General features: G+C 58.2%; 25 protein-coding genes. 12 read left to right on the top strand and 13 right to left on the bottom strand.

Annotated features, from left to right (window positions below; translation table 11 throughout):
* Positions 1-26: 26 nt before the first annotated feature.
* Positions 27-1,025: a type I glyceraldehyde-3-phosphate dehydrogenase gene (gap, locus tag PJL69_RS06380; protein WP_209096634.1), complete on the bottom strand. Its 999-nt coding sequence runs from the start codon at positions 1,023-1,025 to the stop codon at positions 27-29.
* A 397-nt stretch (positions 1,026-1,422) separates the two neighbouring features.
* Between gap and PJL69_RS06375 the strand changes: the two genes are divergently transcribed.
* Both PJL69_RS06375 and PJL69_RS06370 read left to right on the top strand, forming a co-directional pair.
* A complete protein-coding gene (locus tag PJL69_RS06375; RefSeq protein ID WP_209096633.1) occupies positions 1,423-1,881 on the top strand; it encodes a (2Fe-2S)-binding protein in 459 nt (152 codons plus the stop codon).
* Positions 1,882-1,884: 3 nt separating this feature from the next.
* Entirely contained in the window at positions 1,885-4,128 is a 2,244-nt protein-coding gene (locus PJL69_RS06370; protein ID WP_271308894.1) for a xanthine dehydrogenase family protein molybdopterin-binding subunit, read from the top strand.
* A gap of 53 nt (positions 4,129-4,181) precedes the next feature.
* On the opposite strand, the gene PJL69_RS06365 is transcribed toward PJL69_RS06370, so the two are convergent.
* On the bottom strand, positions 4,182-4,946 hold the full coding sequence (locus tag PJL69_RS06365) for an enoyl-CoA hydratase/isomerase family protein (RefSeq protein ID WP_271308893.1): 765 nt from the start codon (positions 4,944-4,946) through the stop codon (positions 4,182-4,184).
* Between the two features lie 187 nt (positions 4,947-5,133).
* Between PJL69_RS06365 and PJL69_RS06360 the strand changes: the two genes are divergently transcribed.
* Positions 5,134-5,529 carry a response regulator gene (locus PJL69_RS06360; RefSeq protein ID WP_271308892.1) on the top strand — a complete coding sequence of 132 codons (396 nt, stop codon included), beginning with the start codon at positions 5,134-5,136 and terminating at the stop codon, positions 5,527-5,529.
* A 3-nt stretch (positions 5,530-5,532) separates the two neighbouring features.
* Here the strand turns inward: PJL69_RS06360 and PJL69_RS06355 are convergent, their stop codons facing one another.
* From PJL69_RS06355 to PJL69_RS06345, 3 genes are all read right to left on the bottom strand, one after another.
* A complete protein-coding gene (locus tag PJL69_RS06355) occupies positions 5,533-5,871 on the bottom strand; it encodes an Hpt domain-containing protein (RefSeq protein ID WP_271308891.1) in 339 nt (112 codons plus the stop codon).
* A 15-nt stretch (positions 5,872-5,886) separates the two neighbouring features.
* The gene (locus PJL69_RS06350; protein WP_271308890.1) at positions 5,887-7,359 is read right to left on the bottom strand and encodes a sensor histidine kinase; all 1,473 of its coding nucleotides are present in this window, start codon (positions 7,357-7,359) and stop codon (positions 5,887-5,889) included.
* Between the two features lie 126 nt (positions 7,360-7,485).
* Positions 7,486-7,866: a hypothetical protein gene (locus tag PJL69_RS06345; RefSeq protein WP_271308889.1), complete on the bottom strand. Its 381-nt coding sequence runs from the start codon at positions 7,864-7,866 to the stop codon at positions 7,486-7,488.
* Positions 7,867-8,398: 532 nt separating this feature from the next.
* On the opposite strand from PJL69_RS06345, the gene PJL69_RS06340 reads away from it, so the two are divergent.
* A complete protein-coding gene (locus tag PJL69_RS06340) occupies positions 8,399-8,995 on the top strand; it encodes an acyl-homoserine-lactone synthase (RefSeq protein WP_333781867.1) in 597 nt (198 codons plus the stop codon).
* 56 nt (positions 8,996-9,051) lie between these two features.
* Here the strand turns inward: PJL69_RS06340 and PJL69_RS06335 are convergent, their stop codons facing one another.
* A complete protein-coding gene (locus PJL69_RS06335) occupies positions 9,052-10,131 on the bottom strand; it encodes a response regulator (RefSeq protein WP_271308888.1) in 1,080 nt (359 codons plus the stop codon).
* Positions 10,132-10,434: 303 nt separating this feature from the next.
* Positions 10,435-11,298, bottom strand: coding sequence for a MurR/RpiR family transcriptional regulator (locus PJL69_RS06330; RefSeq protein ID WP_271308887.1), 864 nt, complete (start codon positions 11,296-11,298; stop codon positions 10,435-10,437).
* Between the two features lie 132 nt (positions 11,299-11,430).
* On the opposite strand from PJL69_RS06330, the gene PJL69_RS06325 reads away from it, so the two are divergent.
* From PJL69_RS06325 to PJL69_RS06295, 7 genes are all read left to right on the top strand, one after another.
* Positions 11,431-12,195 (top strand): N-formylglutamate amidohydrolase, encoded by a 765-nt coding sequence (locus PJL69_RS06325; protein WP_271308886.1) that lies wholly within the window; start codon positions 11,431-11,433, stop codon positions 12,193-12,195.
* A complete protein-coding gene (locus tag PJL69_RS06320) occupies positions 12,196-12,792 on the top strand; it encodes a TRAP transporter small permease subunit (RefSeq protein WP_271308885.1) in 597 nt (198 codons plus the stop codon). It abuts the gene before it with no gap.
* The gene (locus PJL69_RS06315) at positions 12,792-14,114 is read left to right on the top strand and encodes a TRAP transporter large permease (RefSeq protein ID WP_271308884.1); all 1,323 of its coding nucleotides are present in this window, start codon (positions 12,792-12,794) and stop codon (positions 14,112-14,114) included. Before PJL69_RS06320 ends, PJL69_RS06315 begins: the two co-directional genes overlap by 1 nt.
* 52 nt (positions 14,115-14,166) lie before the next feature.
* Positions 14,167-15,201: a TRAP transporter substrate-binding protein gene (locus PJL69_RS06310; protein ID WP_209096603.1), complete on the top strand. Its 1,035-nt coding sequence runs from the start codon at positions 14,167-14,169 to the stop codon at positions 15,199-15,201.
* A 75-nt stretch (positions 15,202-15,276) separates the two neighbouring features.
* Positions 15,277-16,641, top strand: coding sequence for a glutamine synthetase family protein (locus PJL69_RS06305; protein ID WP_271308883.1), 1,365 nt, complete (start codon positions 15,277-15,279; stop codon positions 16,639-16,641).
* Positions 16,642-16,735: 94 nt separating this feature from the next.
* A complete protein-coding gene (locus PJL69_RS06300; protein WP_271308882.1) occupies positions 16,736-18,118 on the top strand; it encodes an aldehyde dehydrogenase family protein in 1,383 nt (460 codons plus the stop codon).
* Entirely contained in the window at positions 18,115-19,260 is a 1,146-nt protein-coding gene (locus PJL69_RS06295) for an iron-containing alcohol dehydrogenase (RefSeq protein ID WP_271308881.1), read from the top strand. The genes PJL69_RS06300 and PJL69_RS06295 overlap by 4 nt, the downstream gene beginning before the upstream one ends.
* Here PJL69_RS06295 and cobF read toward each other — a convergent pair.
* Genes cobF through cbiE form a run of 6 tightly spaced genes read right to left on the bottom strand, consistent with a single transcriptional unit; the run spans position 19,257 to position 24,395 of the window.
* On the bottom strand, positions 19,257-20,012 hold the full coding sequence (gene cobF, locus PJL69_RS06290) for a precorrin-6A synthase (deacetylating) (protein WP_271308880.1): 756 nt from the start codon (positions 20,010-20,012) through the stop codon (positions 19,257-19,259). The two genes, PJL69_RS06295 and cobF, sit on opposite strands and share 4 nt — an antisense overlap.
* Positions 20,009-20,731, bottom strand: a complete 723-nt coding sequence (gene cobA, locus PJL69_RS06285; protein ID WP_271308879.1) for a uroporphyrinogen-III C-methyltransferase — start codon at positions 20,729-20,731, stop codon at positions 20,009-20,011. Before cobA ends, cobF begins: the two co-directional genes overlap by 4 nt.
* Complete coding sequence (locus tag PJL69_RS06280) at positions 20,728-22,044, bottom strand: cobyrinate a,c-diamide synthase (RefSeq protein ID WP_271308878.1); 1,317 nt, start codon at positions 22,042-22,044, stop codon at positions 20,728-20,730. The genes cobA and PJL69_RS06280 overlap by 4 nt, the downstream gene beginning before the upstream one ends.
* 1 nt (position 22,045) lies before the next feature.
* Positions 22,046-22,840 (bottom strand): precorrin-4 C(11)-methyltransferase, encoded by a 795-nt coding sequence (gene cobM / locus PJL69_RS06275; RefSeq protein ID WP_271308877.1) that lies wholly within the window; start codon positions 22,838-22,840, stop codon positions 22,046-22,048.
* Positions 22,837-23,202, bottom strand: a complete 366-nt coding sequence (locus tag PJL69_RS06270) for a cobalamin biosynthesis protein (protein WP_271308876.1) — start codon at positions 23,200-23,202, stop codon at positions 22,837-22,839. Before PJL69_RS06270 ends, cobM begins: the two co-directional genes overlap by 4 nt.
* Positions 23,199-24,395, bottom strand: coding sequence for a precorrin-6y C5,15-methyltransferase (decarboxylating) subunit CbiE (cbiE, locus tag PJL69_RS06265; RefSeq protein ID WP_271308875.1), 1,197 nt, complete (start codon positions 24,393-24,395; stop codon positions 23,199-23,201). The genes PJL69_RS06270 and cbiE overlap by 4 nt, the downstream gene beginning before the upstream one ends.
* Between cbiE and PJL69_RS06260 the strand changes: the two genes are divergently transcribed.
* Complete coding sequence (locus tag PJL69_RS06260) at positions 24,394-25,128, top strand: cobalt-precorrin-6A reductase (protein ID WP_271308874.1); 735 nt, start codon at positions 24,394-24,396, stop codon at positions 25,126-25,128. The genes cbiE and PJL69_RS06260 overlap by 2 nt on opposite strands.
* The last annotated feature ends 97 nt before the right edge of the window (positions 25,129-25,225 follow it).

Here is a 25,225-nt window from a genome sequence, read left to right as displayed (position 1 = left end):
TGTCGTCTGTTTTAGGGGCTTTGGGCTTAGATGCGGCCCATTTTGGCCGCGACATCGGCCATGCGGGCGGAGAATCCCCACTCGTTGTCATACCATGCCAGCACCCGCACCAGACGGCCGCCGATGACTTTGGTCTGATCTGCAGCGAAGGTGGAACTTTCGGTGGTGTGGTTGAAATCAACAGACACCAGCGGCAGGTCGTTGTAGCCCAGCACACCCTTCATTTCACCTGCGGCGGCTTCGGCCATCACGGCGTTCACATCAGCCTCTGTCACGTCTTTGGAGGCGGTGAAGGTCAGATCCACAGCGGAGACATTTGGTGTTGGCACGCGGATGGCAGAACCGTCGAGTTTTCCTTTGAGTTCTGGCAGAACCTCACCCAGGGCTTTGGCGGCGCCAGTGGAGGTTGGGATCATCGACATGGCTGCGGCGCGAGCGCGGTAGAGATCGTTGTGGCGACGGTCCAGCGTAGGCTGGTCGCCGGTGTAGGCGTGAATTGTGGTCATGATGCCGCTTTCGATGCCGAAAGCGTTGTTAAGCACTTTGGCCACTGGCGCGAGGCAGTTGGTGGTGCAGGAGCCGTTGGAGATCATGTTGTCGTTGGCTTCGAGCTGATGATCGTTCACGCCAAAGACGATGGTTTTCTGCACGTTTTTCGCAGGGGCGGAGATCAGCACTTTTTTGGCGCCACGCTCCAGGTGCTTTTTGGCTTTCTCACCGTCGTTGAAGTTGCCGGTACATTCCAGAACGATGTCGACACCGTCCCAATCCAGCTCGTCCATGTCGTAGGTGGAATACATGCGCATCGGGCCTTGGCCCACATCCATGGTGCCGTTGCCTGCGATCACTTCGTTGCGGAAGCGGCCGTGCACAGAGTCATAGCGGATCAGGTGTGCGGCTGTTTCCAGCGGGCCTGTGGCGTTGATTTTCACAACGCGCACATCTTCGCGCGCTTCCTCGGCAATGTGCATGAGGGTGCTACGGCCAATACGGCCAAATCCATTGATGCCGACGGTGACAGTCATGAGGCGCTCCTGTGTTGCGCTGATGAATAGGGATTGGCCAAACCTATAGTCTTGATGGGAGGTCTTCGGAAGGTGAAATCCTGTGAAATATGAGTGTGTTAGCGATAAATTTGGCCGGTTCCGCTATCGGTGGCGATATCGGTTCCGCTCACGGTAGCGCTATCATTGAGTGGCGGTTTGTAAATTGTTGGTTAACGAAATCGTGGCGCGATCTGAAACGTCTGTCTTCGAATCACTTTGTTGGTCCGCACAATGGGGCGGCCGCGCAAGTTTTGTGAGGCGCAGCGCTGAGTGCGATGCGGTGTGGGTGATTTTGGCACGATCTGCGAGTGAATTTGCGCAAAGCTGAGGTATCTGGGAGACAACGCGACAGGTTCCAACGAACGGGAGACAGCTTATGCAATTGATCGTGGATGGACAAAAACATGAGGTGGATGTCGAGGATGACATGCCGCTTCTTTGGGTGCTCAGAGATGAGCTGAATATCAAAGGTGTGAAATACGGCTGCGGTGTTGCCGCTTGCGGGGCGTGCACGGTGCATATTGATGGCGTGGCGGTGCGCTCTTGTCAGACACCGGTGGCCGATGTGGATGGCGAAGTGACCACGATTGAAGGTCTAGGCCAGCCGGGGGCGCTGCATGCGGTGCAGGAAGCCTGGGTGGAACATCAGGTGGCGCAATGCGGCTATTGTCAGTCCGGTCAAATCATGCAGGCGGCCTCTCTGCTGTCAGACATTCCCAACCCGAGTGATGCCGACATTGATGACGCAATGAGCGGCAATCTGTGTCGCTGTGGCACCTATCCACGTATTCGCGCCGCTGTAAAAACAGCCGCTGCCAAACTGCAGGAGGTGTGAGCCATGGGGAAGGTTGGAAAAATTGCACGCCGTACGTTTCTGGTGGGCGCAGCCGCGGTGGCCGGGGGGGTTGCCTTTGGCGTCTATAAGGTGCGCACGCCTTATGAGAATCCGCTGAAGGACGGGCTTGCCGATGGGGCGGCAACGTTTAATCCCTGGGTGATCATCGACAGCGAAAAGGTGACGCTGATCGGGCCGCATGGGGACAAGGGGCAGGGCGTTGCGCATGTTCAGGCGGCGCTGATTGCTGAGGAGCTTGATATCGAGCTGGATCAGGTGGAGACAAGTTTCGGCAAGCCGGACAAGGCCTATTGGAACCGGGCACTGTCTGCGGATGGGGTGCCGTTTCGCTCAACAGACACGAGCTTTGCAGCCGAGGCGACGCGCAGTGTCATGAGCGGTGTGGCCAAGCTTTTGGGGTTGCAGATCACCGGTGGCTCCAGTGCGGTGCCTGACAGCTTTGTAAAGCTGCGCGAAGCGGGGGCTGTGGCGCGAGAGACGCTGAAGCTTGCGGCCTCCAATGTGAGTGGCGTTCCTGTCGCGCAGCTCACAACGGCGCATGGGGCGGTGCAGCTGCCGGATGGCACGGAGCTGAAGTACACGGAATTGGCGGCGGAGGCGGCGACGCTTGAGCCGGTGATGGACATCAAGCTGCGGGATCCAAGCGAGTGGCGGATGCTGGGCAAACCCATGCAGCGGCTTGATATGATTGCCAAATCGACGGGCACGCAGGAGTATGGCATCGACGTAGAGGTCGAAGGCGCCGTGCATGCGACGGTGGTGTGCAACCCGCGCAAAGGCGGCGCGCTCACCAATTATGATGCCAGCGCGGCCAAAGAGATGCGCGGCGTCAAAGCCATTGTGGAAGTCACGGGCGGCGTGGCTGTGGTGGCTGACAACACCTGGCGTGCCATTCAGGCGGCGCAGGCGATTGACTTTGAGTGGGGGGGCGCGCCGTATCCTGCAGAGCAGGATGGCCATTGGGAGGCCGTGGCACGCAGCTTCAATGATGATCAGCTGGATAAGCAGTGGCGTGACGAGGGCGACGCGGGCGCGAAGATTGTGCAGGAAGGCGCCGCTATTGAGGTGGAGTATCGCGTGCCCTATGTGGCCCATCAGCCGCTGGAGCCGATGAACGCGACTGTGCTGGTTGAAAACGATAATGTGACGGTTTGGACAGGTCACCAGATCCCGGTGATGTTGCAACAGCAGGTGGCGGCGATCACGGGGCACGACCCTGAGCAGGTTGATCTGGTCAACCGCTACATGGGGGGAAGCTTTGGGCACCGGCTGGAGTTTGAACAGGTGAAGCTGGCCGCTGAAGTGGCCAACCAGATGCGTGGCACACCCGTGAAGTTGACCTACAGCCGCGAAGAGGATTTTGCCCATGACTTCACACGCCATATTGGCATGGCGCGCGCCAAAGGGGCTGTGAAGGATGGCAAGGTCGTTGCCGCCGATTTGCAGATTGCAATGCCGTCTGTTGTGGTGTCGCAAATGGGGCGCGTGGGACTGAATATTCCGGGGCCTGATACGCAGATTGCGGCGGGGGCTTGGGATGTGCCCTATACGCTCGACAACTACCGGATGCGGGCCTACCGCGTTCCTGAACTGGCACCTGTGTCCAGCTGGCGCTCGGTTGGCGCCTCGGCGGGGGGCTTTTTCTTTGACTGCATGTTGGATGAGCTGATCCATGAAGCGGGTGCAGACCCGCTGGAAGAGCGGATTCGGCTGATGGGCAACCCGGTGGCGCGCAAGGTGTTGGAAGCTGTCGGTGAGATGTCAGGCTGGGGCAGCCCGCTGGCCGCAGGCAAAGGACGCGGCGTCGCCTTTGTCGAGAGCTTTGGCGTGCCGACCGCAGAGGTGATTGAGGTCACCAACACGGAGGACGGGATCAAGATCGATAAGGTCTGGGTCGCTGCGGACGTGGGGCGCGTGCTGGATCCGGTGAACTTTGAAAATCTGGTGCAAGGCGGTGTGGTCTTTGCGCTGGGCCATGCGATCAACAGCGAAATCACCTATTCTGATGGGATGGCGGAGCAGGTCAACTATTGGGATGCGGAAGGGATGCGGATGTACCAATGTCCGGAAATCTTCGTGAAGGGGTTGGAAAATGCGCCCAAGATCCGTGGCATCGGGGAGCCGCCTGTGCCACCTGCTGCGCCGGCCTTGGCCAATGCAATCTTTGCAGCCACTGGGCAGCGCATACGTGAGCTTCCTCTGTATCATCACATTGATTTTCTGTGATTTTTAAGGGGTCGTAAGTGAGAGGCTCGTCGATTTTATCGGCGGGCTTTTTGTTAGTTAGGGCGAAATTTGGGGGGGCGTTTCTCGAAGAAAGCGGCGCGGCCTTCCTGCGCGTTTGCGCTGCTCAAAAGCTGAGGTTGTACGTCTCGTTCGTAGTCGATGGCGCGGTCCAAGCGTCCACTGTCAAAGGCTTTGATGGCGCGCAGTGCCTCTGGGCCGAGTGTTTCGATGTGCTGGGCAAGATCGAGCGCGGCTGCGCGCGCGCCGCCGTCTTCGACAAGGTCATCAACCATGCCCCAGGTGAGCGCAGTGGGCGCATCCACGGGTTTGGCATAGAGCATCATCTGGCGCGCGCGGGCGTGGCCGATGCGTGCGGGCAGGGACGTGAGCAGGCCGTAGTCGGGCATCAGGCCAATTTTGGTGAAGGCAGATAGAAAACGCGCGGATTGCGTGGCAATCACGGTGTCACACATCATCGCAATGGACAGGCCAGCACCGGCGGCCCAGCCTTCGACAGCAGCGATAACGGGGACAGAGGCACCGGTGATCTGGTTGGCCAGATGTTTGACCTCCTGAAAGTTGATCCGTTTGTCACGCATGGGCGCATCCATTGCTGCGATGTCGCCACCAGAACAAAAGTTGCCCCCGGCACCAGTGAGAATGATGGCGCGCACGCTGCTGTCAGTCTCGATCTCCATGAGGGCTTGCGTGAGCGCACCGCGCAAAGACGCCCCGATTGGGTTGCGCCTATCGGGATCGTTGAACGTGAGCACCGCTGCGTTGCCGACATGTTCGTTCAGAAGGGGGGGCGTTGCCATGGTTTTACCTCTGCGCTGACTGATGGAATGAGGCTGCTGCAAAATGTGGAGTCACTCAAGTCGGAGGGGCTTGGGCAACGCGGCGTCACGTTTTGCGGAGGTCGGCACAATGTAGGGTTTTCCTGAGAGGATGCACACGCTACGGTGTATTTCAATTTGGTGAAAACAGGTTTCGGGTTTGCAAGACATGGCAGAGTTTCACAGGATACTACATGTTGAGGATGATCCCGACATTCGCGAGATCACGCTGCTGGCTTTGAAAGAGTTGGGCGGTTTTGATGTGCTGCAATGTGACAATGGCGAAGACGCGCTGCTGCGTGCGGCGGCATTTGAGCCGGATCTCTTGCTTCTGGATGTGATGTTGCCTGGCTTGAGTGGCATTGAAACGCTCATTGCCATGCGCAAGATACCTGATTTGGCAGAGGTCCCTGCGGTGTTTCTGACTTCAAGAGATGTCAGTGCGCAGGACGAATGTGACATACGTGACCGCGCAATTGGGGCGATCCAGAAGCCGTTTGATCCCGTCACATTGCCTGATCAACTTCGCCGGATGGTGGCGGCGCGTGAACCTGCACGCGCCTGAAGTCTAGCCCGCTGAAATCGTATCGCTCAGCTTTTCTGAAAGGATATCGGTTGCGACCAGGATGCGCACAAGCTCTGGCTCTGTTGGGCGCCGCTGTTGGGCGGGCTCCAAAAGCTGTTCAACCTGCTCGGCGCACAGGCTGAGTGCGCTCAGCCCATAGGTGCCGCTTGTGCCGGCAAGCTTGTGAGTTGCTATATAGAGATCTTTGAGCGCGTTAGGCATGGGGCCATGCTCCAGCAATGTCGCTGTCAGATCTTCGATCTCTGCCTCACGCGCGGGCAGGCCCGCAAGAAAGCGACGGCGCAATCCTGCGAGTTTCTTTTTGTATTTGGATGGAAGCATCGCGGGCTGTGTCTGTTAGTTTGTGGTTGCAGGCTGTGGCAGCTCTACACGTGTGTTTTCTTCGGTGTCACAGAGTGGGAACACCGCGAAAAAGCAACTGCCTTCGCCCTGTTTGCTGTCAAAGTCGAGCGAGGCGCCGTGATCTTCTGTAATTTGGTAGGCAATTGAAAGGCCGAGGCCAGAGCCTTCAAATTTGCGTTTGTCAGATGCATCCACCTGTTGAAACATGCCAAAAACCAGATGGCTGCTTTCTGGAGGGATGCCGATGCCGTAGTCGCGGACCTCCAGTCGGGCGCAACCGTCTTCGAGGCGCGCGGCCAATTCGATGTAGCTGTCCTCATGAGAGAATTTCACTGCGTTTGAGAGCAGGTTGTCGAGCACTTGCATCAGGCGCTGGTGGTCGCCCCGGACCCAAAGCGGGTCCGCAGGCGGGGATGTGCGTACGGTGATGTCTCTTTGGCTGGCATAGGGCGTTATGGATTGTGCCGCCTCTGCAATCAGCGCGCCCAATTCGACCGGCGCGAAGTCGTAGACCATTTTTCGAGCTTCCATTTTTTGGATGTCGAGCAGGTCGTTGATCAATTTGCCAAGCCGTTTGCTGTTTTTGTGGGCGATGTCGAGCATGCGACCCGCGCTGTCAGGGTTTTGGGCAAGATCCGTTTCACGCAACAGGCTGAGCGCTCCGGATATCGAAGTCAGCGGGGTGCGCAGCTCGTGGCTGACCACCGACACGAACTGTGATTTGAGTTCGTATCCGGCGCGGGCTTTGTCGCGCTCGGAACGCAGCTCATCCATGTGGTCGAGCGTGCGCTGATACATGCGCAAGAAAATCGCGGCGCATTCCAGCACGAAGTAGAGTACGAAAAGCGCTGTCGCAAAATGCAGCCACAGTTTTGACTCGAGCGGAGCGTTTTCTCGCAGGATGTCAGACACAGGGATATAGATGAAGACGCAGCCATAGGTGATGAGCCGCAGCGCCAGTATCTGGGGCAGTTGGTGATTGTTGATGGCCGCAAACAAACCAGCGGCAAAGACAAAGAACAGCGACATAAAGTGTTCGCCCGGGCCCTCAAGGCGGGCAAGCAGCAGCGTAAATGTGGCAACAGAGGCGGCTGAAAGCGCATTGGCCCAGGACAGGCGGCGCAGCAGGCGCTGGCTGTGGCGCAAAGAATGGTCTGTGCGCTGAATCACCTGATAACAAATGGTGTTGTCAAACAGATCGGCGGTTTGCACGAGCAGGTAACAAAAGGCCGCGAGCGGCCAAGAATAGTAAACACCGCACAGCAGCGCAGCCCCTGAGTAGATGCCTTGCCGTTGCCAAAACAGCGTAACGCCGCCTTTGGCAAAGTCATGAATTTCTTGGTGGAATCTGCGGGCTTGTGCCTCTGCGGGGGGCTTTGAGATGAGCAGATTTCGCAGGCGGTCTGATGCCCTTAGCAGGAATGACCTGCGGTGCTGTGCTGGCTGTCGTCTTTGATCTGCGTGCATTCTGCCACGTCCAATTGCGTGAAAAGGACTGAGACGCCCCTACCTTCTGGCAGGTGGAAAAAAACACGCGAATGTGGCGGGATCGTGGCGGGATGTGGGCGGGATCGCGCCGTGTTGAGATTAGGCCTAGTTGGGGCGGGCGTCTTGCACAGTTCTGAAAACACGCCCTTCATGTTTGAGATCTGCCTGGGCCGGAGAATGGACAAAGTCGAGCAGCTCAAATGTTGTGTCGATGTGGCCCTTGTGATGTGGCACATAGCCAGACTGATCGAAGGTTCCGGTCGCTTCAATGACATCGCCCGGTGCAACAGAGTTGCGAAACCGTTCAATCAGATCCTGATCGCGCACGGTGAAGCTGACACGTTTTGGATAGCGAAACCCCGGTGCATCGGAGTCTCGAGCGGCTTCGGCTGAAATGTCCACCAAAAGCTTCGGCTCGGGCTCAGACAGCAGCAGTGTATGTGCAATCTCGCCCTTAACGTGAAACTTAAGAAAGTAGGTGTGCATTTTCGTCCCCATGGCAACCGTACCTATATACCCAGTGCTTGCTCAAACTCACTGGCAGAAGGAGGCAATTTGATGTTGTAGGCTGGGAGATTTTGCGAACGCAGTCTCACGCCTGAGTGTGAGGAGGATGATGTCCTTGAATAGTTTACAGAGACTAAACAATTAGCAGAAAATTTTGATCAAATTGTAAAAACTGTGTTCTCAATGCAGAAACAGTCGAGAATTTTAAAGTCGTGAACTTTTTCAGTAGATGTTGAGTAAAATTTGTGGCTCAGTTTACTTAGTGGTGTCTGGGGGCGCTCCTGCCTGAGTGGCTAAATTGCTGTACTTATTGGCTAAGCTGCTGTTTTATTTGGTTATACCTGTTTTTTCTGCGTCGGGTATTTGGGTTTCTCGTTGTTTTTCTCGGAGTGTGCCGTTCGCCCAAAGGGTGTGGTGATGAGTGCGAGGGTATGTAGCAGGCGCGCTGTTGAAGGGCGCCTTGTGTCAGTGTGATTTGGTGTTTTGGGGAAACAATATATCCGGAGAGTTCATGGATATGCTGACGACGACTCTCTCGTTTGAGAACATGCACATGCATGGGGAATTGATGGTGAACCTGTTAAGGGCGCGCAAACAGTCCTTCATTGTGCAGAATAAATGGGACCTGCCCGAGGTGGCAGGTATGGAGTACGATCAATACGATACGCCGGCCAGTAGCTGGATTGCGGTCCATGAAGGGGAACGCGTGATGGCTGGTGTCCGTTTGACGCCAACAACTGCGCGTTGTGGTATGTATTCCTACATGTTGCGGGATGCGCAAAAAGGCATGCTCGACTCCATACCGAGCAATCTGTTGTTTGATGAAGCGCCGATTGATCCGCGCGTGCTGGACGCGACGCGCGTATTTGTGGCGCGTGATGTGCCTGCTGAGCAACGGATGGAAGTTCAGACACAGTTGATGGAAAAGCTGATTTCCTCTGCCCGAGCGATGAATGCGCGGGAAGTGCTGGGTCTTGTTCCTGCGGTGTGGCCGCGCTGGATCAGGCGCTTGGGGCTTGTGGCATACGCTGCCGGCCCTGTGATGCTGATCGACGGGGTGCCTGTGCAGGTCGCGCGGATGGATTTGTCAAACAGCCATCGCCATTAAACGTTCTGCGTTTTCAGGCACCTATCTGTGTTTGAAGGGCCAGAGCGAGCAAAGTGCTAGCCGAAGGCCGTTGCGGTTTGACGTGAGGCAATATCCTCGCGCAGGGCATCATGCAGCAGATGCTCATAAGCGCGGCGTTCCATTTCGTTTTGGAAGCCACTTTTGCCTGTTTGGCGTAGGGGCTTACGCAAGCAAGGCGCTTGCACGTTGCGGTGCTGGGCGCGTGACTGCGCATTTGCAAGGGCCCGTTGGAGGGCCAACAGGGCACCTGCGCGTGTAAGCGTTGCCAGTTTTTGGGGTTGCCCGACGGTTACTCTGCTGACCAGCCCGTCGATCTGCGTGGATGGCAGATAGCGCAGGCGGTCGTTCAAGTCCGCTTCGATTTGCTCTGTCTGCAATCGCCTATTGCGCGGCAAAATGCAGAGGTAGTCACCACTTCCACGGTATGTTGCGATTGCAGCGTTGTTAGCCACGACGGACATCAATTCACTGGAAATGTCCGTCAACATGCGCCGAAACGCATGTGGGGAAAGCGTTGTGAATGCGCTTTGGATCGTGTCCACTTTGACTGCGAATGCGCAGCTGCTGCGCACCGCGCGGCGTGGCATGTTCAACAAATGGTCTTCAAAGCTCACATAGCCGACCACTTGGGTGACGCCAGTCAGCTCAATGGGTTCATCAAGGCTTTGCGTCACTGTTTCACGCAGCTCTCGTTTCAGCGCGACCATTTCAGCCGCCGCATCATGGGTGCGTTGCTGCTCCAGAACCATGTGTTGAGCCATGGAGATGCGGCTGAACAGTTCTAAGAAATCAAAGGGTTTGGTCACAAAGTCGCTGGCGCCCGCGGCAAAGGCGGCATCCACGTATTTCTTTTGAGACATTGCCGTCAGCATGATGATCGGCGTGCGCGCATACCCTTTGGTCTTGCGGATCTTCGCTGCCAGGGCGATGCCGTCTAGCACCGGCATTTGAATGTCGAGCAAAAAGCAATCGAATGGCACCTTGGCCTTTGCAATGATGCGGATCGCCTCCGGACCTGATGGTGCGGTGACCAAAGTATGCTCGGTTTTGGCAGCGACCGCTTCTTCCAGAAGCGCGCAGATGCTTTCGTCGTCATCGACGGCCAGTATTTTCATGTCTCAGCCCTTTCTGTGGCTGCCTGATGGATAGCGTTTTCAACACAAACCAACACGGTTCGAAGAACATTCTGTCTTTCGATCCAAGGGCGACCTTGCAAAGCGAATGCGTCCAGATCGGGGCAAAAGCGTGACGTGTCGTGAAAAAAGTAAGGTTTTGTTAACTTTTGTCTCTGCTTTGGCGACAAACAGGGCAGTTGATCGTCCATGCGTACCCATGAAGTGCGTCACTGTTTGCGCAGAAAGACAGGCGTCGGTTGGGGGCTTTGTCACGCCGAGACTCTAGATAATGCGTGCTGCGCGCTAAACGAATTTTCTGAAGATTTTGGTTTGGTCAAACATATCTTCGAGCGTGCGCATGCGTTGTTCTGTTCGGCCCCAAGAGGCTTCCTGCACTGCGGCAATCAGTGTTTCGGACAGGAGCATCATTGCAATGGTTGAGTCCCAAGCAGATGGGGCTTCGATCCGGCAGTTCAGTGAGATTTCGGCATATTGGCTGATCGGGCTTTGCCATTGGTCGGTGATGAGAACGACGCGTGCGCCCTGCGCCTTTGCAATTTCAGCGAGGCGCAATGTAGAGTTTTCGTAGCGGCGAATGTCATAGATCAGCACAACGTCACCTTCATTGATATCAAGAAGGTCATGCGGCCATGCGTTGGAGGTGCCTCTGATGTGGCGCACACGGGCACGAATAACCTGCATGTGGAGGTGCAAATATTCACTGAGGGCATGGGTGACACGCCCGCCAGTGATATACAGCGCGTTGCTTTGATCCGCGAGCATTTCGGCCAGCGCGTCGAATTGTTTAGGGTCAACGCTGGCCAACGTCTGGCGAATATTGCCGATCACGGCATCCGTGAAGCGATTGAGGAGGTGCTCTTCTGGTGCGCTTTCGGCCCAGCTTTCATGTTTTGCGATTGGATTGGAGAAGCGCGCCTCCATTTCCTGTCGCAACGTGTCTTGAAACTCCGGGAACCCTGAATAGCCAAGTTTCTGGACCATACGAGCAACAGTGGGGGTGGAGACCGCCGCTTTGTCAGCCAGTCTCGTGATCGAGCCCATCCCTGACATCGGGTAGTTTTCCAGAATTACCCCTGCGAGCTGGCGCTCTGCGCGGGTCAGGCTTTCATAGATCTTTTTGATCTTTTCCTGTGCGGTGTCTGCCACTTGGACCCCATTCTCTTTCTGCCGTTTCTGTAAGCATAGTTTCAGAATTCAATTATAAGAAGAAAAATTTTCAGAATGATTATTGACAGGACGGGGGCTCCTGAAGAAGTTTGTTCACAAAGGGAGGCGCTGATGACGCTAGAAGATGACGAAGTGGTTCATGTTGAGGGCGCCGTGGCGCCTTGTGATGTGCTGTTTGTCTGTGAACATGCCTCCAATTATTTTCCAGAATCGTTCGGTGATCTTGGGCTGAGTGATGAGGTCCGCGAAAGCCATGTGGCCTGGGATCCGGGCGCGCTTGCGCTGACACGACTGTTGGCGGAACGCTTTGATAGCAGCCTTGTTGCGGGCGGTGTCTCCCGTTTGCTGTACGACTGCAACCGCCCGCCGGTGGCGGAGAGTGCAATCCCTCAGCGCAGTGAGATTTTCGACATTCCTGGCAATGTCGGGTTGTCTGACGCGGCGCGAGAGGCCCGCGTTGAGCAGATATATGTGCCGTTTCGAGGAGCCGTTGAGCAGGTGATTGCCATGCTTGAGCCCAAGGCGATTGTCACGGTGCATTCGTTCACACCGATCTATCACGGCGCAAAGCGCGATGTGGAGATTGGCATCCTGCATGACCGGGACACACGTTTGGCAGATGGGATGCTTGAGGCGTTGGCGGGTGCACCGCATGATGTGCAGCGCAATGCGCCTTATGGGCCGGAAGATGGCGTGACACACTCGCTGAAGCTTTACGGGCTCGCGACCAAGACGGCCAATGTGATGCTTGAGGTGCGCAATGACCTGCTGCGGACGGAGACACAGATTGCCCATATGGCTGACGTGATCGAAGGCGCGCTGCAAGCCGCACTTGCGGGGCTTGCCAAAGACACAAAGACGGAAGAGGGCCGATAAATGCCGAAGCTTATCCGGCTCTATATTCGCGGTGTCGACGGGTTTAACCGGCGCATTGGGCGTTTCATCATGTATGGCATCTTTGCCATGATGGCGATTTTGCTGTGGTCCTCTTTCTCCAAGACCTTCATGACGCCTTCTCTCTGGACACTGGAGATGGCGCAGTTCGCCATGGTGACCTACTACATTCTTGGCGGGCCATATTCGATGCAGCTTGGCTCCAATGTGCGGATGGACCTGTTCTATGGCGAATGGACTTTGCGCCAGCGCGCCACGGTGGACGCGATGACCGTGTTCTTTTTGCTGTTTTACATTGCCATCCTGATCCACGGTGCTGTGGGCTCCAGCGCCTATTCACTGGGGCATTTTGGCGTCGAGCCTTATGCGTTTTATCGTGATCTGGTCTTGGCCTATGTCACCGGTGGCAAAGAGGCTGCCAGCGAAGTGATCGGCTATATCGAGCGCAGCCCAACGGCTTGGCGCCCGGTGTTGTGGCCGATCAAACTAATCATGCTTTTTGGCTTTATACTGATGTTCTTACAGGCGGTCTCTGAACTGTTCAAAGACATCGCGCGGATGCGTGGAGTTGACTACTGATGTCTTATGAAATGATCGCCATTCTGATGTTCTCCACCATGATGCTGATGCTCATGACGGGGCAGCGCGTTTTTGGCGCAATTGGTTTTGTGGGAGTGCTGGCAGCGGTGCTGCTCTGGGGCACGGGGGGCAGCGATATTGGCTTCTCTGCCGCGATGAAGCTGATGAAATGGTATCCGCTGCTGACGCTGCCGATGTTCATTTTCATGGGCTATGTGTTGAGTGAATCCAAGATTGCGGACGATCTCTACAAGATGTTCCATGTCTGGATGGGGCCGGTGCGCGGTGGTCTGGCGATTGGTACGATCCTGTTGATGGTGCTGATTTCTGCGATGAACGGTCTCAGCGTTGCGGGCATGGCTATTGGCGCGACCATTGCGCTGCCGGAATTGCTGAAACGGGGCTATGACAAACGCATGGTGACCGGGGTCATTCAGGCGGGATCGAGCCTTGGTATTCTTGTGCCGCCCTCGGTGGTTCTGGTGCTATACGCGATGATTGCACGGCAGCCGGTGGGGCAGTTGTGGCTGGCCGGTGTGTTTCCGGGGCTTATGATGGCGGCGATGTTCATCCTTTATGTGGTGATCCGGTGTCGCATTCAGCCGGAGCTTGGCCCGGCATTGCCTGAGGCGGATCGTGACATTTCACGTGCGGAAAAGCTGCGCCTGTTGCGTGCCGGGCTGCTGCCGGTGGTGATCTTTGCCACCATGATGGTGCCTTTCGTGAATGGTTGGACCTCGCTGGTCGAAAGCTCGGCGATTGGAGCGATTACGGCTTTTGTTGCTGCGGTGCTGAAGGGGCGGATGACGCGGGAGGTGTTTGAAACCTCGGTGCGCAGCACGCTTGGCATTTCCTGCATGTTCATGTGGATCATTCTGGCGGCGCTGGGCTTTGGCGCGGTGTTTGACGGTCTGGGCGCGGTCAAAGCGATCGACAACCTGTTCACCGAGCAGTTGGGGCTAGACCCATGGATGATCCTGATCCTGATGCAGCTGAGCTTTATCCTGATGGGGACTTTCCTGGATGACACGGCGATGCTTGTGATTGTTGCGCCGCTGTACGTGCCATTGGTGAAAGTGCTTGGCTTTGATCTGATTTGGTATGGCGTGCTTTATACGATCACCACACAGATCGCCTATATGACGCCGCCGTTTGGCTATAACCTGTTTCTCATGCGGGCTATGGCCCCAAGCGAAGTGACCCTGCGCGACATCTACCGGAGCATCGTGCCGTTTGTGGCTGTGATGGTGCTGGCGCTGACATTGGTTATGGTCTTCCCGCAGATCGCGCTTTGGCTGCCAAACTATGTTTACGGAAAATAATAAACCTACAGAGTGCCGCAAACGGTGCCAGTTTCAACAAGGAGATAGAGAAATGACGACAAGACGTAAGTTTCTTCAGACCGCAGGTGTGAGCGCAATGGCCGCACCGCTCGCGGCGCCTGCAATTGCCCAAAGCACCATCAAGTGGCGCATGCAGACCTATGCCGGTCCGGCGCTGGCTGCGCATGTGATTGATCCAGCGATTGAGATGTTCAACAAGATTGCCGGCGACCGCATGCAGATTGAACTGTTCTATGCGGATCAACTGGTGCCAACCGGCGAGCTGTTCCGTGCCATGCAGCGCGGCACCATTGATGCGGTGCAGTCTGACGATGACTCCATGGCGTCGCCCACCGAGGTGACCGTCTTTGGTGGCTACTTCCCGTTTGCCTCCCGCTACAGCCTCGATGTGCCTGTACTGTTCAACCAGTACGGCCTGAACGAGATTTGGGACGAAGAGTATTCCAAAGTGGGTGTGAAGCACATCAGCGCGGGTGCCTGGGACCCGTGCCACTTTGCCACCAAAGATCCGATCAACTCGCTGGAAGACCTGAAGGGCAAGCGTATCTTTACCTTCCCAACCGCGGGTCGTTTCCTGAGCCAGTTTGGTGTCGTGCCAGTGACCCTGCCATGGGAAGATATCGAAGTGGCGGTTCAGACCGGCGAGCTTGATGGCATTGCATGGTCTGGCATCACCGAGGATTACACCGTGGGTTGGGCCGATGTGACCAACTACTTCCTCACCAACAACATTTCCGGTGCCTGGGCGGGCAGCTTCTTTGCCAATATGGACCGCTGGAATGAGCTGCCAGAAGATCTGCAGACCCTGTTCCGCGTCTGTACCGATCAGTCACATTACTATCGTCAGTGGTGGTATTGGGGTGGTGAGGCCAATCTGCGTGTGAACGGCACCAAGATGCAGCTGACCTCAATTCCGGATGAGGAATGGGCACAGGTTGAGACTGCGGCTGTGAAGTTCTGGGATGAAATTGCCGCCGAAAGCCCAACCAAGGCGAAGGTTGTGGAGATCTTCCGCAAGTATAACGCAGACATGCAGGCGGCGGGTCGTCCGTACCGTTACGGCTAAGTCTTTTTGGAATCACATTTTTCAAAGCCCCGTCAGCGGATGGGGCTTTGATACGCAACAAAGAAGGCGCATTTGATGTCTGGCAACCTGACCCTAGAAGAGCTGCGCGGCCTGAGCGCGAGCGGCGAGATTGACACTGTTCTGGCCTGTATTGTGGATATGCAGGGGCGCTTGATGGGCAAGCGGTTTGTGGCGCAGCATTTTGTGGACAGCGCGTGGGAAGAGACCCATTGCTGCAACTACCTGCTGGCGACCGATCTGGAGATGCACACGGTTGAGGGCTATGCCTCGACCAGTTGGTCAGCGGGCTATGGTGACTATCTGATGAAGCCTGACCTGAGTACCCTGCGCCGGGCAGCGTGGCTGGAAGGTACTGCGCTGGTGATCTGTGACGTGATGGATCACCACGGCCACAACGACATTGCGCATTCGCCCCGTGCCATGCTGAAAAAGCAGATCGCACGGCTGGCGGAAATGGGTTTTGAGGCGGTTTCTGCCACCGAGCTTGAGTTCTTTATCTTTGAGCAGAGCTTTGAAGAGATGAGCAAGACAGGCTACCGGGATCTGACCCCGATCAGCGCTTATAACGAAGATTACCACATACTGCAGACCACCAAGGAAGAAGGCGTGATGCGTGCGCTGCGCAATGGGCTTTATGCCTCGGGCATTCCGGTGGAAGGCTCCAAGGGTGAGGCTGAGACCGGTCAGGAAGAGCTGAACATCCGCTACGGCAGCGCGATGGATGCGGCTGAGAACCACACGATTTCCAAACATGCAGCCAAGGAAATTGGCTGGCAGAAGGGGCATGCGGTGTCTTTCCTGCCGAAGTGGCACCATGACAAAGTGGGCAGCGCGAGCCATGTGCACCAGTCGCTTTGGACCAAAGACGGCGTGCCTGCGTTTTTTGATGCGGATAAGGATCTGGGCATGTCCGATCTGGCGCGGCACTATCTGGGCGGCTTGCTGAAATACGCAGATGATATCACCGTGTTCCTTGCGCCCTATGTGAACAGCTACAAACGCTTTCAGAAAGGCAGCTTTGCTCCAACTGCCAAAGTCTGGTCGGTGGACAATCGTACCGCCGCTTTCCGACTTTGTGGCGATGGCAGCAAGGCTGTGCGTGTGGAATGCCGGGTGCCGGGGGCGGATATGAATCCCTATCTGGCGATTGCGGCGATGTTGGCGGCAGGTATCAAAGGGATAGAGGAACAGCTGGATCCCGGTGCGCCTTTGACAGGGGATGCCTATGAGGCGGGCGACAATGTGATCCCGACCAGCCTGCGGGATGCCACCGAGGCGCTGCGTGGCTCTGACATGCTGCGCGCGGCCATGGGCAGTGACGTGGTTGACCATTATGTGCGAATGGCAGAATGGGAGCAGGAAGCCTTTGACGCGGTGGTGACAGATTGGGAAATCGCGCGCGGGTTTGAGCGGGCATAAACCGGAAGAGGTGAGGGGGCAGCCCCTCATATTCCCCGGGGTTTTGACGAATGAGAAAGCGGGGCGCTGTGCCCCTTATGGATGGAGTGTTGCCATGAGCGGCATGTTAACTTGTATCTCTCCGATCGATGGGTCGGTGTTTGCAGAACGCCCTGTGTTGAGCGCAGATGAGGCGTTTGCCGCAGCGGCGCGCGCCAAAGCGGCGCAGAAAAACTGGGCGGCGCGGCCTTTGCAGGAGCGGATTGATTTGGTGATGGCCGGTGTGGCCGCTGTGGGCGCGATGAACGATGAGATCGTGCCCGAGCTGGCCAAGATGATGGGCCGTCCGGTGCGCTATGGCGGGGAATTTGGCGGCTTCAATGAACGCGCCAGCCATATGGCGGATATCGCTGCGGAGTCTCTGGCGGATATTCAGGTGGGCGAAGACGACACGTTCAAGCGCTATATCAAGCGTCTGCCCCATGGGGTGGTGTTTGTGGTGGCGCCTTGGAACTACCCCTATATGACGGCGATCAACACCGTGGCGCCAGCGCTGATTGCCGGCAACTCCGTTGTGCTGAAGCACTCCACCCAGACTCTCGTGGTGGGGGAGCGCATGGCGCAGGCCTTCCACAGCGCTGGCGTGCCGGAAGATGTGTTCCAGAACGTTTTCCTGAGCCATGACGTGACCAATGATCTGATCGCGGGCAATGCGTTTGATTTTGTGAATTTCACCGGTTCCGTCGGTGGTGGTCAGGCGATGGAGCGCGCGGCGGCGGGCACATTCACTGGTGTTGGCACGGAGCTTGGCGGCAAAGATCCGGGCTATGTCATGGAAGACGCAGATCTTGATGCGGCGGTGGACACGCTGATTGACGGGGCGATGTTCAACTCTGGTCAGTGCTGCTGTGGGATCGAGCGGATCTATGTGCATGAGAGCCTGTATGATGCTTTTGTGGAAAAGGCCGTGGCCGTTGTTAATGGCTACAAACTTGGCAATCCGCTGGATGAGAAAACCACGATTGGTCCGATGGCCAATGTACGCTTTGCTGAAGAGGTGCGCGCCCAGATTGCGGAGGCTCTGGAAGCTGGGGCAACGGCGCATATCGAGACTTTTGCAGAGGATGATGGCGGGGCTTATCTGACGCCGCAGATCCTGACGGGCGTGACCCACGACATGCGTGTGATGCGCGATGAGAGCTTTGGGCCGGTTGTGGGGATCATGAAGGTGTCCTCTGACGCGGAAGCCGTTGCGCTGATGAATGACAGCGAATTTGGTCTGACTGCGAGCCTGTGGACCAAAGATGTGGCGCGCGCGGAGCGTGTGGGCAATGAGATTGAGACCGGGACGGTGTTCATGAACCGGGCAGATTATCTGGATCCGGGTCTGTGCTGGACCGGCTGTAAAAACACCGGGCGTGGGGGCGGATTGTCTGTGATCGGCTTCCAGAACCTGACACGCCCGAAATCCTACCATCTGAAGAAGGTGACATCATGACACTTGTAGGCAACTGGTCCTATCCGACCGCAGTGAAATTTGGCGCTGGCCGCATCAAAGAGCTGGCAGAGGCCTGTGCGGCCACCGGCATGAAAAAGCCGCTGCTGGTGACGGACAAAGGGTTGGCGGATCTGCCGATCACCACGGCCACTCTGGACCTCTTGGAGGCGGCGGGTCTGGGGCGCGCCATGTTCTCGGATGTGGATCCGAACCCCAATGAGAAGAACCTTGAGGCCGGTCTTGAGGTCTACCGCGCAGGTGGTCATGACGGGGTGATCGCCTTTGGCGGTGGCTCAGGGCTGGACCTGGGCAAGATGGTGGCTTTCATGTCTGGCCAGACGCGCCCGGTTTGGGATTTTGAAGACATTGGCGACTGGTGGACCCGTGCGGATCCTGACGGGATTGCACCCATTATCGCTGTGCCAACCACCGCTGGGACCGGGTCTGAAGTGGGGCGTGCGAGTGTCATCACCAATTCCGTGAGCCATGAGAAGAAGATCATCTTCCACCCCAAAGTGCTGCCAGCCATCGTGATCTGCGATCCAGAGCTTACTGTGGGCATGCCGAAGTTTATCACGGCGGGCACCGGGCTTGATGCTTTTGCCCATTGCGTTGAGGCTTACTCCAGCCCGCACTACCACCCGATGAGCCAGGGGATCGCGCTGGAAGGCATGAAGCTCGTCATCGAGAACTTGCCGCGCGCCTATGCGGATGGCACCGATCTGGAAGCGCGCGCGCATATGATGAGCGCGGCGATGATGGGGGCGACAGCGTTCCAAAAAGGTCTTGGGGCAATCCACGCCATGAGCCACCCGGTGGGCGCGATGTTTAACACGCACCACGGCACCACCAATGCGGTCTGCATGCCAGCGGTTCTGGAATTGAACGCAGCTGAGATCTCAGCACGTTTTGATCTGGCAGCGGGCTATCTGGGGATTGAAGGCGGCTTTGAAGGCTTCCGCGCGTTTGTGCAAGGCTTTAACGACAGCCTTGGCATCCCGCGCAAGCTGTCTGAGCTGGGCGTGAAAGCGGATGCCATCCCTGATCTGGTCAAAGGTGCGTTGATTGATCCGAGCTGTGGTGGCAACCCGGTGGAACTAACTGAGGCGAACCTCACTGCGCTGTTTGAGGCGACGATCTAATTTGCTTTGCGCAGCAGATAGATATCCATAATCCATCCAATCTCGGCCCGTGCATCTGCGCGGGCCTTGATGATTTTGGCAGAGACCTCTGCCAGCGGGCCTTCGATCAGGATCTGCTGGTCCATGCCCACATAGCCACCCCACCAGATGTGCAGACCTGCGGGATCGAGATGCTGGAAAGAGCAGCTGCCATCCAGCATCACGGCCACAGTTGAAACACCTTCGGGCCAGCCGTCTTCGCGCAGTTTGCGCCCCGTGGTGATCTGCACCGGATCGCCCAAAGTGTTGAGCGGAATGGCGTGGGCGGCGGTGAGCATCTGCAGCGAGGTGATGCCGGGCACCACGTTCACAGTCAGCGGGATGCCGCGTGCGATCAGGCGATCAGCGATGCGGAGGGTGCTGTCATAGAGCGAGGGATCTCCCCAGACCATCAGCGCCACATGGCCATTAGTGGGGGCATGCGTGGCGATGAGATCTTGCCAGATTGCGGCCAGCGCATCGTGCCAAATGTTGACTCCATCAAGGTATTTTGGTGTGTCTGCGTCGCGCACCGGATAGTCAAATTCGACGATCCTAGGCGCGGTGGTCAGAAGCTCTGCGGCGATCATGCGGCGCAGATCGGCGAGCTCGTTTTTCTCGTCACCTTTGCGGGGCAGCAGGATGACATCTGCGGCCTCCAGCGTCTTGAGGGCCTGACGGGTGAGGTGATCGGGGTTGCCCGAGCCGATGCCAACGAGGGAAAGCGTGGTCATTTGGGGTCTGCCAGTTCGCCGAAGAGAATGATGCCCGGTGCAGAAGAAATCTCTTCCGCGAGCTGTTTGGCGAGTTCTTCCATCGTGGTACGGGTGAGTGTCTGTTCCGGATGGGACACGCTTTCAGCCAAGAGCGCAGGGCAATCCCGGCGCAGGCCGGTGGCGAAGAGCTTCTCTGCCAGCTCCGGGAAGGTGCGTTTGGGCATAAAGAGCACCGTGGTGGCACCGGGGTCTGCGAGCGCCTGAAGGTTGAGATCGCCGGGTAGGGCACCCGCCACATCGTGACCGGTGACAAATTGCACGCGGCGCGCCACCAGACGACGGGTCAGCGGGATGCCAGCAGCGGCGGCGGCGGCGCTGGCGGAGGTCACACCGGGGATGATTTCAAAATCAATGCCTGCTTCTTTAAGCGCTGTGATCTCTTCTTCCAAACGGCCAAAAATGCCGCTGTCGCCGGATTTCAGGCGTACCACATGGGCGCCGGATTGGGCGTAATCCACCAAAAGCTGGCTGACGTGGTGTTGCTTGGGCGAGGGGCGGCCTGCGCGTTTGCCCACGCCAACAAGATCCGCCTCTTTGTTGGCGTGCTCCAGAATGGGGCCTGCGGAGAGGTCATCAAACAGCACGGCCTCTGCTTTCCCGAGGCGGTCAACAGCCTTCAGGGTGAGCAATTCGGGATCACCCGGGCCGGAGCTTACAAAACTGACAAAGCCGGTCATGCGGAGGCCTCTGCAATCAGGTGGAAGAAGGTGCCGGTGGTGTGGCCCTTGATCGAGCCGGTTTCCGGCACCGGGTTGCCGTCTGCGTCACCTACTTGGGCGAGGGGGGCATCTGGCTCTTCCAGAATGGTGGAATAGTGGAATTCATGGCCACGCAGGCGCGCGCCCGTTTCAAAGCCCAGCATGGGGGCCTGCAATGTTGCCTGACGGTAGCCAAGGTGGAATTTGCGTTTCTCATAGGAGGTCACAAGACCCAGAAGGCCTGCCATTTCGTGGCGGTTGCCCTCTTTGTCGATTAGCGCCTGACCCAAGGCCATATAGCCACCGCATTCGCCGTGCACCGGTTTGGTTTCGGCGTGTTTGCGCAGGCCAGTGAGGTAGGTCTGATTGGCGGCAAGCGTGCCGGCGTGCAGCTCGGGATAGCCGCCGGGCAGCCAGACAAGATCGGCGCTTGCGTCTGGGGCTTTATCGGCAAGTGGGGAGAAGGGCAGGATCTCTGCACCCGCGTCGCGCCAGCCGGTCAGCAGGTGCGGATAGGTGAAGCTGAAAGCGGCATCCCGCGCAAGGGCGATACGTTGGGCTGGAGGGTTGGGCAACTGCCCTGTACGTGCTGGGCCTGCCTTGGCGGCGGCTTTGATGGCTTCTAAGTTCACATTTTCACGCAGGAAGGCGGCATAGCCGGTGATGGCTTCTTCAAGATCGGGATGCTCAATTGCCTGAATGAGGCCGAGGTGGCGCTCAGGCAGGGCGAGATCACCGCGACGGGGCAGCACACCAAGGACGTTGATGCCCGCCTGATCCATGCCAAGCCGTGCGAGGCGCTCATGACGGGGGGAGGCGCAGCGATTGAGGATCACCCCGGCAAAGGGCAGATCTGGGTTGTAGGTTTTGAAGCCAAGCGCGGTGGCGGCCGCGGATTGCGCCTGACCGCCCACGTCGATCACCAAAACAACCGGCCAGCCCATCATTAGCGCGGTTTCCGCAGAGCTGCCAAAGCCGTTTTCACCACGTGTCGCCACGCCGTCAAACAGGCCCATGGAGCCTTCGGCGACAATGATGTCTGCGCCTTGCGCCTGTTCTGATATGCCGCCGGCAAGGGCGGGCGGCATGGCCCATGTGTCCAGATTGAAAGCCGGGCGGCGGGCGGCGGCGTGGTGAAACGCCGGGTCGATGTAGTCTGGACCGGATTTGAACGGCTGCACATTCAGGCCATCTTCGGCCAGCGCGCGCAGAAGGCCGAGCATCACGGTGGTTTTGCCGGTGCCGGAGGAGGGGGCGGAAATCAGGATGCCGGGGGGCATGGTGGTGGTCATGTCAGTCGTCTCCATGCTGCCAGCTCGACCACGGGCTGTCTGCGGTCTGCGGGCGATAACGGCGATCATATTCGGTGGCGTAGAGGCAGCTCTCGTCAAAGCCTTCGCCAGCGAGGGCGGGGCCGACGAGGATCAACGCCGTGCGGGTGATGTTTTCGGTCACATCGGACTTCAGAGTGGCGAGCGTGGTGCGGATGATCTGCTGATCGGGCCAGCTGGCGCGGTAGACCACGGCCACCGGGCAGCCTGCGCCATAGGCGGGGGTCAGATCAGCGATCACGTGATCAAGGTTGCCAATGGACAGATGGATCGCAAGGGTCGCGCCGGTGGCCGCGAAATTCTTCAGCGTTTCGCCTTCTGGCATGGAGGAGGCGCGCCCCGGGGTACGGGTCAGAACGACAGATTGCGCAAGCCCCGGCAAGGTGAGCTCGGTTTCCAGCGCCGCAGCGGCGGCGGCAAAGCTTGGTACGCCGGGGGTGACGGAAACCGGAATGCCCTCAGCGCGCAGGCGGCGCAGTTGTTCCCCCATGGCGGACCAGACCGAGAGATCGCCGGAGTGCAGGCGGGCCACATCCTGGCCTTTTGCGTGAGCGGCTTTGCATTCGGCCACGATGGCATCCAGATCCAGCGGCGCGGTGTTGATGATGCGCGCGCCCTCGGGGCAGTGGGACAGGATTTCATCCGGCACCAGTGAGCCTGCATAGAGGCAGACCGGACAAGAGGCGATCAGGTCACGCCCCCGTAAGGTCAAGAGATCGGCCGCACCGGGGCCTGCACCGATAAAGTGAACGGTCATGTGGTACTTCCTTCAGCAATGGCGCAGGTGGCCATACGGTCTTCTGAGATGACGCGGGTTTGCAGCAATGTTGCGGATGCACCTGCAGCCACCAACGCGCAGGCTTCTGCGACGGATCCGGTGCCGCGTTTTTCGCGCACTTTCGTGGAATTGGTCACAGTGGCGGCTGCGTGCATATCCTGTGGTGCCACGGGGATCACAGGCAGAGAGAGTGCCTCGGCAAAGGTCGCAAATGCCTGCGCCTGCGCTTTGTCTTCCGGTGCGGCAAGCGCAGACACATCCACGGGCTGCGCGGCCTGCCAAGCGGCTTGCAGGCTTTCCAGCGTGGCGGATTGTCGGAAGCCAAAACCGGCAACTCTCATTTTGTGACGCTCCATTGCACAATGGGATAAGCGGATTTCCAGCCGCGTTTTCGGCCCAAGGGGTTGGCATGCGCCAGCTCGATACGCAAGAGGTCGCCGCCGTTTTGTGCCTGCCAATTGGCCAAAAGCACTTCGGCCTCAAGCGTTACCGCGTTGGCCACCAATCGCGCGCCTTCGGGCATTTGCTGCCAGACCGCTTGTAGCATGTCTTCGCTGATGCCTCCGCCAATGAAAACGGCGTCAGGGGGCTCAAGACCGGCAAGGGCCGCGGGCGCAGCACCGGTGACAACTGACAGGCGGTCTGCGCCGAGGCTTGCAGCATTGGCTGCAATACGCTGCGCCCGTTCTGGGTTGATCTCCACACTGGTGGCGCGGGTGCGCGGGTGGGCCAGCAGCCATTCGATGGCGATGGAGCCGGAGCCGCCGCCGATGTCCCAGAGGTGCTCGCCGGGCAGTGGAGCGAGTGCAGAAAGCGTCAGGGCGCGCACAGGGCGTTTGGTGATCTGACCATCGTTGTCAAAGAACGCATCCGCGCGGCCCGAGGCTGTGGTGAGGGCAGGGCCGCCCTGCGCCTCAATCGCGACGGACACGGGATGTGTGATATCGGTGAAGGCCAGCTCTTGAGCGGTTGCTCGGCGGATACGTTCACGCGGCCCGCCGAGGGCTTCAAGCACATGGAGACGGCTTGCGCCAAAACCGATACCTGTGAGCCAAGTGGCAAAATCGGAAACAGCATCCCCGTCGCGCAGGGTCACGATGGCGCGTGTGCCATTGGCCAGATGCGGGCGCAGGCGCGCAAAGGGGGCTGCATGCAGGCCCATGGTGGTTGTGCTTTCCAACGGCCAGCCAAGCGCGGCGGCGGCCAGAGACATGGTGGAGGAGGCGGGCAGGCTGCGCCATTCCCCCGGCTCCAAGTGTTTGGTGAGGCTGCCACCAGCGCCATGCCAGAACGGATCGCCAGACGCGAGCACGACGGTTTTGCGGCCGCGGTTTTCCAGCAAAAGTGTGAGGCCATCCGCGTAAGGCACGGGCCATGTCACAGTCTTAGCGGAGATCTGGGGCAGCAGCGAAAGGTGCCGTGCCGCGCCCATGACAACTTCGGCATTTTCAAGCGCTTTGCGGCTTGCAGGGGGAAGGCCATCTGGGCCATCTTCGCCGAGCCCGACGATGGTGAGCCAAGGATCAACTGACATGACAACCAAACTCCTTATTCTTGGCGGCACAACCGAGGCCAGCGCTTTGGCCAAAGCCGTGATGCAAGCCGGTATTGACGCGGTTTTCTCTTATGCGGGGCGTGTCGCCAAGCCCAAAGATCAGCCTTTGCCCACGCGGGTGGGCGGATTTGGCGGTGTTGACGGTTTGGCCACCTATTTGCGGGACAATAGCATCACCCATGTGATTGATGCGACACATCCTTTTGCCGCGCAGATGAGCTGGAATGCTTATCATGCCTGCGCGCAGGAAGGTGTGGATCTGATCGCTTTGACCCGTCCGGCCTGGCAGGCGCAGGCCGGGGATGACTGGCACCATGTGGCGGATATTGAGGGCGCTGTGGCGACGCTTGATGGGGCGGCCAAGCGGGTGCTGCTGGCGCTGGGCAAGCTCAATCTGCCTGCCTTTGCGGCGCAACCGCAGCATCACTATATCCTGCGCCTTGTGGATCAGCCGGAGACCCCGCCCGCCGTGCCGCATCACACCGTGGTTGTGGCGCGGGGGCCGTTTGATGTGGCCGGGGACCGGGCCTTGATGGAGCAGCACCGCGTCGAGGCGGTGGTTTGCAAAAACGCGGGGGGCATCGGGGCAGAGGCCAAGCTGCACGCGGCGCGGGCGTTGAACATTCCGGTGATTATGATCGATCGCCCTAAGCTGCCGCCGAGCGCGGTGGTTGCCACTTCGGAAGAGATTCTGGCTTGGGCTAAAAACTGAAGTTTGGCCCGGCGTAGACGGGCCGCGCCCGACCCTCCCCACGGGAGGGCGCTTTGCTTCCTCCCAGGATCGGTCGCGGCCCTTTTGGCGAGGGGCC

It is taken from the genome of Shimia sp. MMG029 (assembly GCF_027947445.1).
Classification (GTDB): domain Bacteria; phylum Pseudomonadota; class Alphaproteobacteria; order Rhodobacterales; family Rhodobacteraceae; genus Shimia.
Note: the sequence above shows the minus strand (reverse complement) of the source record. Positions and strands in the feature narration are given on the sequence as shown.

Bases quoted from the DNA above. Each gene is read 5' to 3' on its own strand.
- PJL69_RS06345 (WP_271308889.1), bottom strand. From the start codon at position 7,866: ATGCACACCTACTTTCTTAAGTTTCACGTTAAGGGCGAGATTGCACAT.
- PJL69_RS06355 (WP_271308891.1), bottom strand. From the start codon at position 5,871: ATGCTTCCATCCAAATACAAAAAGAAACTCGCAGGATTGCGCCGTCGC.
- PJL69_RS06320 (WP_271308885.1), top strand. From the start codon at position 12,196: ATGCCGAAGCTTATCCGGCTCTATATTCGCGGTGTCGACGGGTTTAAC.
- PJL69_RS06335 (WP_271308888.1), bottom strand. From the start codon at position 10,131: ATGAAAATACTGGCCGTCGATGACGACGAAAGCATCTGCGCGCTTCTG.
- PJL69_RS06360 (WP_271308892.1), top strand. From the start codon at position 5,134: ATGGCAGAGTTTCACAGGATACTACATGTTGAGGATGATCCCGACATT.
- PJL69_RS06365 (WP_271308893.1), bottom strand. From the start codon at position 4,946: ATGGCAACGCCCCCCCTTCTGAACGAACATGTCGGCAACGCAGCGGTG.
- PJL69_RS06295 (WP_271308881.1), top strand. From the start codon at position 18,115: ATGACACTTGTAGGCAACTGGTCCTATCCGACCGCAGTGAAATTTGGC.
- cbiE (WP_271308875.1), bottom strand. From the start codon at position 24,395: ATGTCAGTTGATCCTTGGCTCACCATCGTCGGGCTCGGCGAAGATGGC.
- PJL69_RS06305 (WP_271308883.1), top strand. From the start codon at position 15,277: ATGTCTGGCAACCTGACCCTAGAAGAGCTGCGCGGCCTGAGCGCGAGC.
- PJL69_RS06260 (WP_271308874.1), top strand. From the start codon at position 24,394: ATGACAACCAAACTCCTTATTCTTGGCGGCACAACCGAGGCCAGCGCT.
- PJL69_RS06310 (WP_209096603.1), top strand. From the start codon at position 14,167: ATGACGACAAGACGTAAGTTTCTTCAGACCGCAGGTGTGAGCGCAATG.
- PJL69_RS06280 (WP_271308878.1), bottom strand. From the start codon at position 22,044: ATGACCACCACCATGCCCCCCGGCATCCTGATTTCCGCCCCCTCCTCC.
- PJL69_RS06300 (WP_271308882.1), top strand. From the start codon at position 16,736: ATGAGCGGCATGTTAACTTGTATCTCTCCGATCGATGGGTCGGTGTTT.
- PJL69_RS06315 (WP_271308884.1), top strand. From the start codon at position 12,792: ATGTCTTATGAAATGATCGCCATTCTGATGTTCTCCACCATGATGCTG.
- PJL69_RS06270 (WP_271308876.1), bottom strand. From the start codon at position 23,202: ATGAGAGTTGCCGGTTTTGGCTTCCGACAATCCGCCACGCTGGAAAGC.
- cobM (WP_271308877.1), bottom strand. From the start codon at position 22,840: ATGACCGTTCACTTTATCGGTGCAGGCCCCGGTGCGGCCGATCTCTTG.
- gap (WP_209096634.1), bottom strand. From the start codon at position 1,025: ATGACTGTCACCGTCGGCATCAATGGATTTGGCCGTATTGGCCGTAGC.
- PJL69_RS06370 (WP_271308894.1), top strand. From the start codon at position 1,885: ATGGGGAAGGTTGGAAAAATTGCACGCCGTACGTTTCTGGTGGGCGCA.
- PJL69_RS06350 (WP_271308890.1), bottom strand. From the start codon at position 7,359: ATGCACGCAGATCAAAGACGACAGCCAGCACAGCACCGCAGGTCATTC.
- cobA (WP_271308879.1), bottom strand. From the start codon at position 20,731: ATGACCGGCTTTGTCAGTTTTGTAAGCTCCGGCCCGGGTGATCCCGAA.
- PJL69_RS06340 (WP_333781867.1), top strand. From the start codon at position 8,399: ATGGATATGCTGACGACGACTCTCTCGTTTGAGAACATGCACATGCAT.
- PJL69_RS06375 (WP_209096633.1), top strand. From the start codon at position 1,423: ATGCAATTGATCGTGGATGGACAAAAACATGAGGTGGATGTCGAGGAT.
- cobF (WP_271308880.1), bottom strand. From the start codon at position 20,012: ATGACCACGCTTTCCCTCGTTGGCATCGGCTCGGGCAACCCCGATCAC.
- PJL69_RS06325 (WP_271308886.1), top strand. From the start codon at position 11,431: ATGACGCTAGAAGATGACGAAGTGGTTCATGTTGAGGGCGCCGTGGCG.